13 protein-coding genes are annotated in these 14095 nt (G+C 72.3%); 8 read left to right on the top strand and 5 right to left on the bottom strand.

Annotated elements, in window-relative coordinates; translation table 11 throughout:
• The first annotated feature begins 97 nt into the window (after positions 1-97).
• From OG753_RS06810 to OG753_RS06800, 3 genes are all read left to right on the top strand, one after another.
• Entirely contained in the window at positions 98-472 is a 375-nt protein-coding gene (locus OG753_RS06810; RefSeq protein WP_327260886.1) for a hypothetical protein, read from the top strand.
• Between the two features lie 195 nt (positions 473-667).
• Positions 668-4246 carry a bifunctional glycosyltransferase family 2 protein/CDP-glycerol:glycerophosphate glycerophosphotransferase gene (locus OG753_RS06805; RefSeq protein WP_327260885.1) on the top strand — a complete coding sequence of 1193 codons (3579 nt, stop codon included), beginning with the start codon at positions 668-670 and terminating at the stop codon, positions 4244-4246.
• Positions 4247-4372: 126 nt separating this feature from the next.
• Positions 4373-4855, top strand: a complete 483-nt coding sequence (locus OG753_RS06800; protein ID WP_405787626.1) for a VOC family protein — start codon at positions 4373-4375, stop codon at positions 4853-4855.
• A 58-nt stretch (positions 4856-4913) separates the two neighbouring features.
• Here OG753_RS06800 and OG753_RS06795 read toward each other — a convergent pair whose 3' ends face one another.
• Positions 4914-5642, bottom strand: coding sequence for an SIR2 family NAD-dependent protein deacylase (locus OG753_RS06795; protein ID WP_405787625.1), 729 nt, complete (start codon positions 5640-5642; stop codon positions 4914-4916).
• Between the two features lie 185 nt (positions 5643-5827).
• Here OG753_RS06795 and OG753_RS06790 point away from each other — a divergent pair, with 185 nt between their 5' ends.
• The 4 genes from OG753_RS06790 to OG753_RS06775 all read left to right on the top strand — a co-directional run bounded on the left by OG753_RS06790 (position 5828) and on the right by OG753_RS06775 (position 8643).
• A complete protein-coding gene (locus OG753_RS06790) occupies positions 5828-6250 on the top strand; it encodes a hypothetical protein (RefSeq protein WP_327260882.1) in 423 nt (140 codons plus the stop codon).
• A gap of 56 nt (positions 6251-6306) precedes the next feature.
• Positions 6307-7242 (top strand): ATP-grasp domain-containing protein, encoded by a 936-nt coding sequence (locus tag OG753_RS06785; protein WP_327260881.1) that lies wholly within the window; start codon positions 6307-6309, stop codon positions 7240-7242.
• The gene (locus OG753_RS06780) at positions 7239-8114 is read left to right on the top strand and encodes a GNAT family N-acetyltransferase (protein WP_327260880.1); all 876 of its coding nucleotides are present in this window, start codon (positions 7239-7241) and stop codon (positions 8112-8114) included. Before OG753_RS06785 ends, OG753_RS06780 begins: the two co-directional genes overlap by 4 nt.
• Positions 8115-8193: 79 nt before the next feature.
• Positions 8194-8643 (top strand): sel1 repeat family protein, encoded by a 450-nt coding sequence (locus OG753_RS06775; protein WP_327260879.1) that lies wholly within the window; start codon positions 8194-8196, stop codon positions 8641-8643.
• 49 nt (positions 8644-8692) lie between these two features.
• Here the strand turns inward: OG753_RS06775 and OG753_RS06770 are convergent, their stop codons facing one another.
• From OG753_RS06770 to OG753_RS06760, 3 genes are all read right to left on the bottom strand, one after another.
• The gene (locus OG753_RS06770) at positions 8693-9139 is read right to left on the bottom strand and encodes a subtilase-type protease inhibitor (protein ID WP_327260878.1); all 447 of its coding nucleotides are present in this window, start codon (positions 9137-9139) and stop codon (positions 8693-8695) included.
• A gap of 256 nt (positions 9140-9395) precedes the next feature.
• Positions 9396-9857, bottom strand: a complete 462-nt coding sequence (locus OG753_RS06765; RefSeq protein WP_327260877.1) for a cyclic nucleotide-binding domain-containing protein — start codon at positions 9855-9857, stop codon at positions 9396-9398.
• Between the two features lie 152 nt (positions 9858-10009).
• On the bottom strand, positions 10010-10318 hold the full coding sequence (locus OG753_RS06760; RefSeq protein ID WP_327260876.1) for a hypothetical protein: 309 nt from the start codon (positions 10316-10318) through the stop codon (positions 10010-10012).
• Between the two features lie 330 nt (positions 10319-10648).
• Between OG753_RS06760 and OG753_RS06755 the strand changes: the two genes are divergently transcribed.
• Positions 10649-12583: a glycoside hydrolase family 5 protein gene (locus tag OG753_RS06755; RefSeq protein ID WP_405787624.1), complete on the top strand. Its 1935-nt coding sequence runs from the start codon at positions 10649-10651 to the stop codon at positions 12581-12583.
• Between the two features lie 9 nt (positions 12584-12592).
• Here the strand turns inward: OG753_RS06755 and OG753_RS06750 are convergent, their stop codons facing one another.
• Positions 12593-14074 carry an MFS transporter gene (locus OG753_RS06750; protein ID WP_405787623.1) on the bottom strand — a complete coding sequence of 494 codons (1482 nt, stop codon included), beginning with the start codon at positions 14072-14074 and terminating at the stop codon, positions 12593-12595.
• Positions 14075-14095 lie beyond the last annotated feature (21 nt).

Raw genomic sequence — 14095 nt, 5'->3', positions numbered from 1 at the left:
CGGGTCCGGAACGTGCCGCCACAGCTACAGCCAGTCACACACCCGTCACAACCCACTCACAACTCACTCACAGTGAAACGAGAAAGAGGAACCTCTCATGGTCAATGTTGAGACCGCACTCAAGGAAGCCACCACCGCGATCGAAGGTGCGATCGGCGCCGCCCTCGTCGACTACGGCAGCGGCATGGCCCTCGGAACCATCGGGGGAGGCAAGGACCTCGACCTCGCGGTCGCGGCAGCGGGCAACACGGACGTGGTCCGCGCGAAGGTCCGCACGATGGAGATGCTCGGCCTCAAGGACGAGATCGAGGACATCCTCATCACCCTCGGCGGCCAGTACCACCTGATCCGGCTGATGAAGGGCCGTGGTTCCACGGGCTTCTTCCTCTACCTGGCACTCGACAAGGGGCGGGCCAACCTCGCGATGGCCCGCCACCAACTGAAGAAGATCGAGGCCGAACTGGAGGTCTGACCGGCCCCGGCGGGCACGGTCTGGCCGCGTCGAACCGCATCGCCGAAGTGGCGGACGGCTGAATTCTTTGCCGTCCGCCCTGGCGATCAGCTGCGTATGCCCCATATGGGTGGAGTTTATGACTCTGTTACAGAGTAAGATGCTGTGAGCAGCTGATCATCGATAAAGCATAAAACGCTGGAGATACCGCCACCCATGCCCCCGCGCCTGAGCATCGTCGTCCCCGTCTACAACGTCGAGCTCTATCTCGACGAGTGCCTGGAGTCCATCGCATCTCAGACCTTCGAGGACTTCGAGGTCATCCTCGTGGACGACGGATCCACGGACACCAGCGCCGTCATCGCCAAGGCGTTCGCCGCCAAGGACAAGCGCTTCCGTGTCGTGATGCAGGAGAACGCCGGCCTCGGCGCCGCCCGCAACGTGGGTGCCCGCCACGCCGACAAGGACAGCGAGTACCTGGCCTTCGTCGACAGTGACGACACGATGCCCGACTACGCCTACCAGCGGCTCATCGACGCGCTGGACGAGACGGGTTCGGACTTCGCGGGTGGCAACGTGAAGCGCTTCCGGTCGGTCGGCATGCAGCAGTCCTGGGGGCACCGGGCGGCCTTCGCCCGCACCCAGCTGAAGACCCACATCTCCAAGTTCCCGGCGCTGGTCACCGACCGCACCGCGTGGAACAAGGTCTACCGGCGCAGCTTCTGGGACAAGCACGGCTTCCAGTACCCGGAGGGCATCCTCTACGAGGACGCCCCGGTCAGCATCCCCGCGCACTACTTCGCCTCCAGCGTCGACATCATCAGCGACTGCGTCTACCACTGGCGCGTCCGCGAGACCGGCGAGCGCTCCATCACCCAGCGCTCCACCGACCCGGTCTCCCTCATCGACCGGGTCAAGTCCGTACGCCTGGTCCGCGAGTCCCTCAAGGCCAAGCAGGGCGCCAAGTACACCCGCTACCTGCGCGACTACGACTACAACGTGCTGAGCGAGGAGCTCCCGCTCATCTACAAGTACGTCGGTGAGGGCGGCCCGGACTTCCGCGCCGCGTTCGTCAAGGAGGTGGGCGGCCTCGTCCGGGAGATCGGCACCGGCCCCTGGTCCGACCTGACCGTCGCCGACCGCCTCAAGGCGTACCTGGCCGGCGAGGGCCGCGTCGAGGACTTCATCGCGCTCCAGCACCACCAGCGCGACTACAGCTACAGCGTCCCGGTCAAGGGCCTCGCCCGTCCGCAGGCGGACTACCCCTTCCTGCAGGGCCGCCCGCCCGTCCCGGCCAAGATCCTCACCCTCGGCCCGCGCGAGCGCCGCGTCGTCAGCCGTCTGGAGCAGGCGGCCTGGGCCGACGGCAAGCTGCTGCTGCGCGGCTACGCCCTCCCCGGCCACCTCGGTGCGGAGAGCCGCCTCGGCTCCCGCAAGATGCTGGTCTTCCGCGAGGGCGGCAAGCGCCGCCGCTCGGTCGTCAGCGCCCGTACCGTCGCCTCCCCGATGGCCACGGTGAAGTCCCCGCACCTCGCCCTGCGGCACGCCGACTGGGCCGGCTTCACGGCCGTCATCGACCCGTCCATCTTCCAGTCGGGCGGCAAGTGGAACCAGGGGATATGGACCACGTCCATCGCCGTCACCGGAGCCGGCGGCCTGCACCGCGCCCGCCTCAGGGGCGGCGAGCACGACACCGGCCAGAACCCGCCCCCGCACTGGGTCGCTTCCGACGTGCGGATCGTCCCGGTCGTCTCGGGCGCCCTCACCATCCAGGTGGAGATCGCCCGCGCCCGCGCCCTGGACGTCCACGCCGCCGGTGACGACGCCGTCGAGATCGTCGGCGAGCTCACCGCCGAGGCCGTCGGAGCCACCGCGCTGCGGGCCGTCCACGTCACCACCGGTACCGCATTGACCTTCCCGCTGGAGAGCGCCGCGTCCGGCGCCGGCCGGGCCTCGTTCACCGCCCGCGTACCGCTGGCCGAGCTGGCCGCCGTACCGGACGCCGAGTGCGAGCCCGGCGAGTGGACCCCCGAGCCCTGGGGCCTCTCCGTCATCGGCCCCGACGGCACCGAGCACCGCATGGTCCACGACGAGCGCGGCGGATTCGAGGGCCTCGTCCTTCCCCTGCCCGGCGAGAACGCGGACCGCACCCTCTTCGCCAAGCGCGGGAACACCGGACACCTGACCCTCTCCGTGCAGCCCTCCCCGCCGCTGATCGACGAGGTCACCGCGGAAGACGGCACCCTCACCCTGCGGGGCCGCTTCGTCGCGCCCGCCGACGAGCCGTACGAGCTCGTCGTGCACAACGCGCACGGCGTGGAGTTCAGCTACCCCGTCACCCGCGACGGCGACACCTTCGAAGCCACCTTCAAGCCCGTGCTCCCCGAGGCGTACGCCGGCCGCACCACGCTCCCCGAGGGCCGCTGGTGGCCCACGCTGCGCCCGGTCGCCCAGGGCGGAACCACCGCCGGTCTGCTCGGCGTCGACCGCGGTGCCCCCGTGCAGATGGGCCCCGGCCTCCTCTTCGCCGGCCCCCACCCGATCACGGTCGAGGGCCGCCGGATGCGGGTCGAGACCCGCTTCCACGACCGCATGGTGCTGGTCGCCGACCCGCTGATCAGCCCCCACGACCGCTCGCACTACGCGCAGCGCGTGGCCCGCTTCGAGACCTACCCGGCGCAGCGCGCCCTGCCGGTCAAGGACATCGTCGTCTACGACACCTTCCAGGGGCAGGGCTCCGGCGACTCGCCGCGCGCCATCCACGAGGAGCTGGTGCGCCGCGGCGAGAAGCTGGAGCACATCTGGCTGGTCCGCGACGGCCGCGCCGAGGTTCCTTCGACCGCCCGCGCCGTGCAGTACGGCAGCGTGGAGTCGTGGGAGGTGCTGGCCCGCGCCCGTTACTACGTGACCAACGACAATGTGCCGCAGCGCTTCGAGCGCCGCAGCGGTCAGGTCGTCGTACAGACCTGGCACGGCACGCCGATCAAGCAGATCGGTCACGACTTCGTGCACGACTACTACACGAGCCCGGAAATCCTGGAGGGCCTGGCGCACGACAGCGCGCAGTGGTCCCTGCTGGCCTCCCCGAGCTCCTACGCCACGCCGCTGCTCAAGCGCGCCCTCGGCTACGACGGCGAGGTCATCGAGGCCGGCAGCCCGCGGACGGACGCGCTCGTGAAGCCCGACGCGCAGCGGATCGCGGAGGTCCGGCGCCGGCTCGGCCTGCCGGAGGGCAAGAAGGTCGTCCTCTACATGCCCACGTGGCGGGAGAACTGCGAGGGCTGGTCGGGCGGTTACAAGCTCGACCTGCGGATCGACCTGGACCGGGCCCGCCGTGAGCTCGGCGAGGACCACGTCCTGCTGATCCGCGGCCACCACCACGTGACGGAGCAGGTCCGCGAGGGCGTCCGCGACGGGTTCGTCGTCGACGTCTCGCGCTGGCCCGACGCGGCCGACCTGCTGCTGGTCGCCGACGTGCTGATCTCGGACTACTCCTCCGCGATCTTCGACTTCGCGCACACCGACCGCCCGATCCTGCTCTTCACCTACGACCTGGAGCACTACCGCGGGACGCTGCGCGGCTTCAACTTCGACCTCGAGGCGAAGGCGCCGGGACCGCTGCTGGCGGACTCGGCGAGCCTGATCGAGGCCGTGCGCAACGCGGACGCGGTGGGGGCGGAGTACGCCGAGGCGCGGGCGGCGTTCCGCGCCGAGTTCTGCGACCTGGACAAGGGCAACGCCACCGAGCGCGTCGTCGCGCGCATGCTCGAGATGGGTGCGGCGCCCGCCAAGTAGGCCGAACGGACGAATTTCCGGCTGATCGCGGACCGGCCCCGGACCCACCGATGAATTTCGGGTCCGGGGCCGGTCTGTATGTGAGGGGACGGTGTCCACCGTCCCTTCACCGGCCCGGAGGCAGAGATGAGCGGCAACGGATTCACCACGTGTCTGTGGTTCGACGGCAACGCGGAAGCGGCCGCCGACTACTACCTGTCCGTCTTCAAGGACGGCAAGCTCGGCCGGATCGGCCGGTACACGGAGGCCGGCCCCGGCCGGGCCGACTCGGTGATGGTCGTGGAGTTCGAGATCAACGGCCAGAAATTCATCGGCCTCAACGGCGGCCCGCAGTTCACCTTCAGCGAGGCGATCTCCTTCCAGATCCACTGCGCGGACGAGGCGGAGGCGGACTACTACTGGGACGCGCTGACCAGCGAGGGCGGCGAGGAGAGCGTCTGCGGCTGGGTCAAGGACCCGTTCGGCGTGTCCTGGCAGGTCATCCCCGCGGGCGCCATCGACCTGATCTCCGACCCGGACCCGGGGCGGGCCGCCCGGGCGACCGCCGCCATGATGCAGATGAAGAAGCTGGACGTGGCGGAGATGCGCAGGGCGGCGGACGCGGGATAGGGCGCGGGCCGGCCCCGGCCCCGGGTCCGGCCCCGGGGCCTGGCTCCGGTGCGTGCGGCTACGGCGCGGCGATCCTGGCCAGCAGGGCCGGGAGGGCGGTACCGATCGGCTCGCGCACGATCTCGTCGGCGAGCGGGTCGTACGGGGTCTCCTCCGCGTTCACGATGATCAGCCGGGCTCCGGCCTCCGCGGCCATCCCGGCGAGCGACGCGGCGGGCTGCACCTGCAGGGTCGATCCCACGGCGATGAAGACCTGGCACCCCTTGGCGACGGCGATCGCCTGCCCGAGCACCTCGGGATCGAGCCGCTGGCCGAACATCACGGTCGCCGACTTGAGGATCCCGCCGCACACCAGGCAGGCGGGATCCGGCTCCCCGGCGGCCACCCGGGCCAGCGCCTCCTCCATGCCCGACGGGGCGTGGCAGGCCGTGCACACCACGGAGCGGGCGCTGCCGTGCAGCTCGAACACCTTGCGGTCCGGCATCCCGGCGAGCTGGTGCAGCCCGTCCACGTTCTGGGTGATCACCCGCACCGGGGTGCCGCCGCGTTCCAGCTCCGCCACCGCCAGGTGCGCGGCGTTCGGCCGCGCTGCGAGCGCGCCGATCTCGGCGCGCATCCGCCAGGAGCGGCGCCGGATCTCCGGATCGGCCATGTAGTACTCGTAGGTCACGAGCTTTTCGGCGTCGGGATCCCGCCGCCACAGGCCCTGAGGCCCCCGGTAGTCCGGAATTCCGGAGTCGGTGGACATCCCGGCCCCGCTGAACACTGCGACGAGTGGCTTCCCCATGCGTCGACCCTACGTACGGGCGCGGGCCGCCCGCGAGCCCATTTCCCCGCACCGGCGGCGAGGGGGCGCGAGTGAGCGCGGAAGAGCGCGGGAGGGTCGTTTCTGCGGTGAATCCCGCCCCCCGCAGGAGTGAGATCCGGGCTCCGCCCTCCCGATCCATCGGCGTGGCGGGTACAAAACCGGACATGATGCTCAAGCCGTACCGCCTCGGTGTCCTGCTGCTGACCCTGCTCGCGCTGCCGGTCATGCCGTCCGCCCCCGCCCTCGCCGCGCCGTCCGCCGCGAAGGGGCACACCGCCGCCCAGATCACCGACTTCCTCACCCGCTTCTACGGTCACCACGGCCCCTCCGCGCACGACCGGGAGAACTACGTATCGCAGGTCCTCAGGGAAAGACAGCAGGTGAACGAGGAGGTCGACGTCCTGCTCTGCGCCCAGAACGAGCCGCAGCGCATCAGCATCGGCCCGGTGACCGTCGCCCAGACCGCCGCGGTCGGCTGGTCCACCGTGACCACCCACTGGGACTCCGGCGGCACGGACACCTTCACCGCCTACGTACGCCTCGACTCCAAGCCCATCCGGCTCGACGACGTGATCTGCGCCGGCTGAAACCCGTACGGTGGTCCACAAGGCCCGCCGGAAGAGACACCCTCTACGGTGGGCGCATGGCGACGACGACCGCGACCACCGTTCTCTACTGCTCCGACCCGCTGAACGAGCGCCGGGCCGACGCCCATTTCGCGGCCGAGGCCCGGCAGTTGCGTGCCGCCGGGGGCAGGGTCGCGCTCGTCGACCACGACGCGCTCCTCGCCGGGGACGCCGAGCGGGCGGTGGCTCGGGTGCCCGACGGGGCCGGCGCCGTCTGGTACCGGGGCTGGATGGTCCCCGCGGACCGGTACGCCGAACTGGACGCGGCCCTGCGCCGGCGCGGCGGGGGCCTGGCCGTCACCCCGCAGGCGTACCGCCGGGCGCACGAACTTCCCGGCTGGTACGAGACCTTCGCGGGACTGACCCCGGTCAGCGGCTGGCTGCCGGCGGCGCCGGAGGCGGTCCCGGACCCGGAAGGGCTGGCCGCCCTCGCGGCGGGCCTGCCGCCGGGGGCCGCCGTCGTCAAGGACTACGTGAAGTCCCGCAAGCACGAGTGGGCCGAGGCCTGCTACGTCCCCGACCTCGCCGACCCGGCCGCTCTGCACCGCGTCGTCGCCCGCTTCGTCGAGCTGCAGGGCGAGTTCCTGGCGGGCGGGGTGGTGCTGAGGGCCTTCGAGCACTTCGTCGCGCCCGGGGCGGCCGCCGCCGAGGTGCGGGTGTGGTGGCGGGACGGGACGCCCCGGATGGTCACCGCCCACCCCGACAGCCCGGTCGCCGAAGTCACGGAACCGGACCTCGAACCGGTCCGCGCGGCCGTCGAGGCTCTGGACTGCCCCTTCGTGACCACCGACCTCGCCCTGCGCGCGGACGGGGTCTGGCGGGTCGTCGAGGTGGGGGACGGGCAGGTCAGCGACCTCCACCGGGAGGCCGACCGGGCAGCTTTCGTCCGCCTGTTGACGGCCGATCAGGCACTCCTGTGCACACCGTCCCCATCTGGTACAACACCGGCATGACGGGATTCGAGATCACCGGCGCGAGCGCCGCCGACATGAAGCTGATCCGTGACTGGGCGGACGAGGAGGGCTGGAACCCGGGGGACTCGGACCGCTTCGCCTTCGCCGTCGCCGACCCCGAGGGGTTCCTCGTCGGGCGGCTGGACGGTGAGCCGGTGGCCTGCATCTCCGCCGTGCGCTACGGCGACGGCTTCGGCTTCATCGGCTTCTACATCGCCCGGCCCGCCTTCCGCGGCCAGGGGTACGGCATCCGGCTGTGGCACGCCGGGATGGACCGGCTCGTCGGGCGGCTCGTGGGCCTGGACGGGGTCGTCGACCAGCAGGACAACTACCGCAAATCCGGATTCCGTTGGGCCTGGAACAACTTCCGCTACGAGGGTGTGCCGCAGGACGGCGCCGAGGATCCCGCTGCCGGGGGCGCCGCGGAGGGCGCCGCCGGGGTCGAGATCGTGGACGCGAGCACCCTCCCCTTCGGTGTGCTCGCCGCCTACGACCGGCGGTTCTTCCCTGCGCCGCGCGACGCCTTCCTCTCCGCGTGGACCGGTCTGCCCGGGCGGACGGCCCTGGCCGCCGTCCGGGACGGACGCGTCGAGGGTCTCGGCGTGATCCGCCCGTCCAGCGCCGCCCACCGGATCGGCCCGTTGTACGCGGCCACCCCTGCCGTGGCGGCGGCCCTGCTGCGGAGGCTGGCCGGGCATGCACCCGACGGGCTGGTGTCCGTGGACGTACCGGACGCGAACCCGGCGGCCGCCGCCCTGTTCGAGGGCCTCGGCCTGGCCCCGGTCTTCGAGACCGCCCGGATGTACACCGGGCCGGCCCCGGACCTCGCCCTGGCCGAGCTGTTCGGGGTGACAAGCCTCGAACTCGGCTGAGAATCAGGGTGGTTGGCGGGTCGATGGCCCTAGACTGCGCGAGGCCCGATCGCTGCCGCGCTGTTCCGGGGGGAACGCCATGTCGTATCTGCTGCTGCTCGTCGCCGCCGTGCTCAGTGTCCTGGGCTGGCTGAACGACAGCGAGGCCCTGACCACGGCCGGCTGGGTGGTCTGGGGTGCCGGCATCCTCCTCCTGCTGCTCCGATGGCGGCGGAACCGCCGCAGGTTCCCGACGCTGGAGGCGGCCGAGGCCGCGGCGAACGCCGGGAACACCCGCGCGATGCGGGCCCTCGCGATGCGGCAGAAGCTGCTGGACGACTTCACCGAGGCCGAGCGGCTGCTGCGCGCCGCGGTCGAGCTGGGGGACGTGGAGGCGATGTGGGAGATGGGGCGCCTCGTCGAGCAGCGGGACGGACTGGAGGCGTCCGAGCCGTGGTTCCGGATGGCCGCGGAGCGCGGGCATTTCTTCGCCAAGCGGTTCTTCCGGCCCGGACACGCGCTCAACATGGACGGCAGCAACCCCTTGTGAGCCGGACGGCGGTCGCACGGCGCCGCCCGGCCCACGGTTTCACGCGGGGTCAGAAGCCGAACGTCGTGCCGGAGGTGTTCCGCAGGCCGCACGGGTTGGCGAAGGTGTATGAGTAGCTGAGCCGACGGCCCTGCCACACCCCGTCGGCCGTCACCGTCATCGGGTTCCACTCCCTGGTACAGACGGCGTCGGGGACCGGGGCGGCGAGCGGGTCGAGCTGTGCGCTGCCGTTCGCGCGTAACTCCGCGCACGCGGCGACCGGGCTCGGGTGCGTTCCGCCCGGCGTCGGCGAGCAGACGAGCGTCACCGCGCGCAGTACCGTGCCCGCGTCGGCATCGGGTCCGGCCGTCACACTGAGCACCAGCGCGGACGGCGCGTACAGGCTCTCCGTACCGGTCGGTGCGGCTCCGGCCGTGCCCGGCCAGGCCAGTGCGGTGAGCGCGGTGAGCGCCATGGCGGCGGAACCGAGCCCGAGACCCTTTGCGATGGACCGCATTTCGAACACTCCCTTGGGTTGGTGTTTCGGATAGCGGACAGAGTCTTGCCGACCCGAGCCGTGAACGCCCGTTCGCACCCCCATTTCTCGTCACCGATCGTGTACGAATGACTGCAGACCGCAGCCGTGCGAGCGAGCTGACCTGTGGGGGAGCGGGCCGCCGAATCGGCCGAACACCGACCGGGACACCTCCCCGAAACATGCCGCATCCCGGCTTTGATCTGCCGGGACGGGCTCCGCAATCCCTCCGGGGGAGTCAGGCGGTGGGGCTCAGGCGCGGGGCGTAGAGCTCCAGCAGGCGGGTGCGGGTCTGCTGGAGGCGCATCGCGAGGACCCGCCCGACCCAGTGCCCGATGGCCGAGCCGAAGGTGGGGTCGGCGTCCATCAGCATCCGGACGGTGGCGGCGTCGAACTCGTACGCCCGCACCGGTGTCATCGCCTCCGCACCGAGCTGCCACACGTACGGCGGGAACAGCCAGGACCAGCCCACCAGTTCACCCGGACCGAGGTTCTCCACGGGCGCCGGCCGACGGCCGGGCACGGGAACCTCCAGCGTCACCGTGCCGGAACGCACGATCCAGAAGGAATCCGCCCGCGTGCCTTCGTCGAAGATCCGCGCACCCTCCGGGAAGTTCACCTCACGGGCCTGGGACATCAGCCGTCCACGGTGCTCGGTGGACAGGACGGCGGCGATCTTGATGGGGGAAGGTGTGCTCACGACGGCCTCCGATCACGACCCCCCACGACGCTCCTGCTCTCCCCAGTGTCGCCGACGCGGGCCATATCGCGGCCGGACGGGACATGGTTTCTTCCCCGCCCGGACCGGGAACGCCGGCCGGTGGCCTTGTGCGGCCCGGGCCGACGGGGACCTCAGGGAGTGTCCTCGGCATTCGCCTCGAGGCAGGCCAGCTCCATCGCGTCCAGGACCGCCTCGTGACTGCGGCCGCTCAGTTCCGCGACGTTCTCGATCTGGGCCGTCGCCCAGGCCGCCAGAGTCATCACCAGCACGCGGAGCCCGTCGGTGCCGTGCTCGGCCAGGACCGCGTCCGCGACGACCATGGCCTCCTCGGGGACCTGCTCGGGCGGTTCGAGGCCCGCGAGACCGCGGAGCAGGGTGAGGGTGCGGCGGGAGATCTCCGGCGTCATTCCCGCCAGCCGCATGTCTTCCTGGTCGTCCATCCGCCCGCCCTCCGGTGCCGTGCCCGAATCGCCTCAGGGCACGGTAGAGGGACGCGGCCCCGCGCGGGGCCGTTTCGTGAGGGTGACGGTGCGTGATCACGCACCGACCGGCTGAATCCGACCGGTCGCAGGCGGTCCCGCGCGTCGCCGGCCGGTCCCGGGCGGACCCGGCCCGCCCCGGGCGGACAGGCGGCCCGGGCGGACGGGGCGGCGCCGTCCGGCGTCCGAAAGCGCCCGTGCGTTCGGCTTCCCCTTCCCCCAGAAGCGACCCGCCGGTAACCTGCCCGCGGCAGCCGCCCGACCGGACGGCCGGATCCTGGCAGGAGCACGATGAAGAGCCTCTTACGCGCGGTCCTCTGCGCCCTCCTGCTGGTGATCGGCGCCCTCGCCGCGCCGGCCGTCGCGCCCGCCCACGCCGCCCCGCCGCCCGCGGGCGGTACCGGCACCGGCCCCGGTGAGGCCTGGACCCCGCCGCTGTCCACCCGCGGCCGGTACATCGTCGACGCCCAGGGCAACCGCTTCCGCCTGCGCTCCGGAAACTGGGACGGGGCCCAGGGGTCCTGGAACGGCTCCGGCGACCGGAACGACCCCGCCACGCACCACAGCGGGCAGAACGCCCACGGCATACCCATCGGCCTGGACCGCACCCCCCTGCCCGCCCTGCTCGCCGACTTCCGCGCCCTGGGGCTGAACAGCATCCGGCTGCCCTTCTCCAACGAGATGCTGCGCGACACCACCCCCGTCCCGGACTCGGCCGTCGCCGCCAATGCGGCCCTGCGCGGCCGCACGCCCCTCCAGGTCTACGACGCCGTCGTCGCGGCCCTCACGGACGCAGGCTTCGCCGTCATCCTCAACAACCACACCGTCACCACCCGTTGGTGCTGCGGCCTCGACGGCAACGAACGCTGGAACAGCGGCCGCTCCACCGCCCAGTGGGCCGACGACTGGGTCTTCCTGGCCCGCCGCTACCGGGACAACCCGCGCGTGGTCGGCGCCGACCTCTACAACGAGGTCCGCCGCGACTTCCTCGACGACCCCAACTGGGGTCTCGGCGACAACCACGACTGGCACGCCGCCGCCCAGGAGGCCGCCGACCGCATCCTCACCGAGGCCAACCCCCAGCTGCTGATCGTCGTCGAGGGCATCAACTGGTTCGGGCTCCCCGTGGACGGCTTCCCGCACGGCCGCCCCACCCTGACCCCCGTACGCACCCTCTCCCACACCCTGGTCACCTCGAACAAGCTGGTCTACTCGGCCCACTTCTACGGCTACACGGGCCCCCGGCACAGCGGCGCCACCGGCATCGGCGAGACCAGCGACCTCCGCTACCAGGACATGACCGCGGTACAGCTCGAACAGACCCTGTACGACCAGGCCTTCTTCGTGTCCGCCGAGACCGGCACGCACTTCACCGCCCCCGTCTGGATCAGCGAGTTCGGCACCGGGGCCGACGAAACCGGCTCCGCACCGCGCACCTGGTTCGACCGCCTCACCGCGTACCTGACGCGTTCCGACGCCGACTTCGCGTACTGGCCCCTCGTCGGCTGGAGCACCGACGCCCAGGGCAACCCGGGTGGCGACAGCTGGGCACTCCTGCGCTACGACGCGGCCGGCCGCCGCTCCGGCGTACTGGACGCGGGGGACTGGCGCACCGCCCGATGGTCCCCGCTCGCCACCACGCCCGGCCGCACCGGGCCGGTCCCCGCCACCAGCGCCTGGTACCAGCTGACCACCGACCACCGCGACCACAACGCCTCGCTGCGCACCCGCGCCTTTGGCGACTGGGACAGCGGGGCCCGCAAGGCGGTCTGCCCCGACGGCTCCCGCCTCACCGGGCTCGCCCACACGGGCGGCCGCGGCCTGTGCCGCACCTCCGACCTGCGCGCCCCGACGGGCGGGCACACGGTGGTCCGCGACGAGACGCACGTCCCCGCGGGCGGCGACTGGGCCACCGGCTACACCAAGTTCCAGTGCCCGGGCGGCCAGTTCCTGATCGGCTACAGCCTGCGCGGCGAGCGGGTGTCGGCGGCGCTCTGCGCACCGTCCCGTACGGCCCTTCCCGCAGGCGGCCGGACGCTCTGGTTCGACCGCGGGGACAACCGCCCGCAGGGCGGCCCCGGCGCGGACTTCGCCTCCGGGCACTACAAGGGCCAGTGCCTGACCACCGAGTACGCGGCGGGCATCGCCTTCACCACCCGCGTGGGCTCGCGGCCCTCCCCGGCCGCGCTGCTGTGCCGTCCCCTGCCCGGTCCGGACACGCCCTAGTACGGCGCCCTACGGGCGGCGGGTCGCGGCGGCGGTGAGTGCGGCCAGGACCAGGACCGCCGCGACCAGGAAGGTGAAGCGCATGCCGGCGGCCACGGCGCCGGCATGCGCCGAGGCGATGTCGGCCGTCCCCGACCCGCGGGCGAACACGGCGCCCATGACGGACGCGCCGGTGACGAGTCCGAGATTGCGCGAGAGGTTGAGCATGCCGGACACGACGCCCCGCCGGTCGGGTCCTGCATCCGCCATCACGGCGGTGTTGTTGGCCGTCTGGAACACTGCGTAGCCCGCGGTCACGACCGCGAGAGGGGTGACGTAACCGAGCACACCGGTCGACGCCGGGGCCACGGCCAGGGTGAGGGAGCCCGCCGCCATCACGAGGAGCCCGAGCAGGGTCGTGCGCCGTGCGCCGAACCGGTCCGCGAGCCGGCCGGCCGGCACCCCGGTCACCGCCGCCACCAGCGGCCCGGCCGACAGGACGAGTCCGGCAGCGCCCCCGTCGAGCCCGAGCGCGCGGGAGAGGTAGAAGGGACCGACCACCAGCGTCGCCATCATCACCGTGGACACGAGCGCGCTCGAGGCGAGGCCGGCGCCGATCGCCGGATCACGCAACAGCGCCCGTTGGACCAGGGGCGACGCCACCCGCGCCTCGGCGCGTACGAAGAGGGCGACCCCGACGGCGGCGGCCAGCAGCAGCGCCGCGTTGAGCGCGCCGAACCGGCCGCGGCCCAGGGTCATGGCGAGCGCGTAGGCGGCAAGCGTCAGCGCGAGCAGCAGCGTGCCCACGTGGTCGAAGCGGGCGCGGTCGGCCCCGGCGGGCCTGTGGCGGCCGGCGGGCAGATGGCGGTGGGCCAGCAGGAACGCCACGATGCCCAGCGGGACGTTGACGAGGAAGAGCGCCCGCCATCCGAACCCGGCGAGCAGGGCCCCGCCCAGTGACGGACCGAGCGCGGTGCCCACGGCGGACATCGTGGCGAGCAGCCCCATGGCACTGCCCGTCCGTTCCTCGGGGACGGTCTCACCGACGAAAGCCATGGTGAGCGCCATCATGACGGCGGCTCCCACACCCTGCGCCGCCCGGGCCCCGACCAGCAGCCAGAGGGCGGGCGCGGCGGCGCACAGTACCGAGGCCGCGGTGAACAGGGAGATCCCGGCCAGGAGCAGCCGTCGCCGGCCGACGAGGTCACCGAGCCGCCCCGCGCCGACGACCAGGGTGGTGATGGCGAGGAGATAGGCGAGGACGATCCACTGGACCGCCTGGAACGATGCCGAGAACGCCTGCGCCAGGGCCGGCAGGCCGACGTGGGCGATGCCGGTGCCGAGCGAGGACAGCAGGACGGAGAGGGAGAGGCCGGCGAGCGCCCAGCGGACCGCGTGAGGGGTCCCGGTCTTCCCGGCGCCCGTCCCTGTGCCCGTCCCGGCTCCGGCCTGCCCGGCTCCGCTCCCGGCCTCGGCGCTGCCACTCGTTCTGGAATCACTGTGCGGGGTCATGCCGGGAGGGTGCGCGGAGCA

The organism is Streptomyces sp. NBC_00029 (assembly GCF_045160505.1).
Taxonomy (GTDB): domain Bacteria; phylum Actinomycetota; class Actinomycetes; order Streptomycetales; family Streptomycetaceae; genus Streptomyces.
Note: the sequence above shows the minus strand (reverse complement) of the source record. Positions and strands in the feature narration are given on the sequence as shown.

Bases quoted from the DNA above. Each gene is read 5' to 3' on its own strand.
- OG753_RS06810 (WP_327260886.1), top strand. From the start codon at position 98: ATGGTCAATGTTGAGACCGCACTCAAGGAAGCCACCACCGCGATCGAA.
- OG753_RS06805 (WP_327260885.1), top strand. From the start codon at position 668: ATGCCCCCGCGCCTGAGCATCGTCGTCCCCGTCTACAACGTCGAGCTC.
- OG753_RS06800 (WP_405787626.1), top strand. From the start codon at position 4,373: ATGAGCGGCAACGGATTCACCACGTGTCTGTGGTTCGACGGCAACGCG.
- OG753_RS06795 (WP_405787625.1), bottom strand. From the start codon at position 5,642: ATGGGGAAGCCACTCGTCGCAGTGTTCAGCGGGGCCGGGATGTCCACC.
- OG753_RS06790 (WP_327260882.1), top strand. From the start codon at position 5,828: ATGATGCTCAAGCCGTACCGCCTCGGTGTCCTGCTGCTGACCCTGCTC.
- OG753_RS06785 (WP_327260881.1), top strand. From the start codon at position 6,307: ATGGCGACGACGACCGCGACCACCGTTCTCTACTGCTCCGACCCGCTG.
- OG753_RS06780 (WP_327260880.1), top strand. From the start codon at position 7,239: ATGACGGGATTCGAGATCACCGGCGCGAGCGCCGCCGACATGAAGCTG.
- OG753_RS06775 (WP_327260879.1), top strand. From the start codon at position 8,194: ATGTCGTATCTGCTGCTGCTCGTCGCCGCCGTGCTCAGTGTCCTGGGC.
- OG753_RS06770 (WP_327260878.1), bottom strand. From the start codon at position 9,139: ATGCGGTCCATCGCAAAGGGTCTCGGGCTCGGTTCCGCCGCCATGGCG.
- OG753_RS06760 (WP_327260876.1), bottom strand. From the start codon at position 10,318: ATGGACGACCAGGAAGACATGCGGCTGGCGGGAATGACGCCGGAGATC.
- OG753_RS06755 (WP_405787624.1), top strand. From the start codon at position 10,649: ATGAAGAGCCTCTTACGCGCGGTCCTCTGCGCCCTCCTGCTGGTGATC.
- OG753_RS06750 (WP_405787623.1), bottom strand. From the start codon at position 14,074: ATGACCCCGCACAGTGATTCCAGAACGAGTGGCAGCGCCGAGGCCGGG.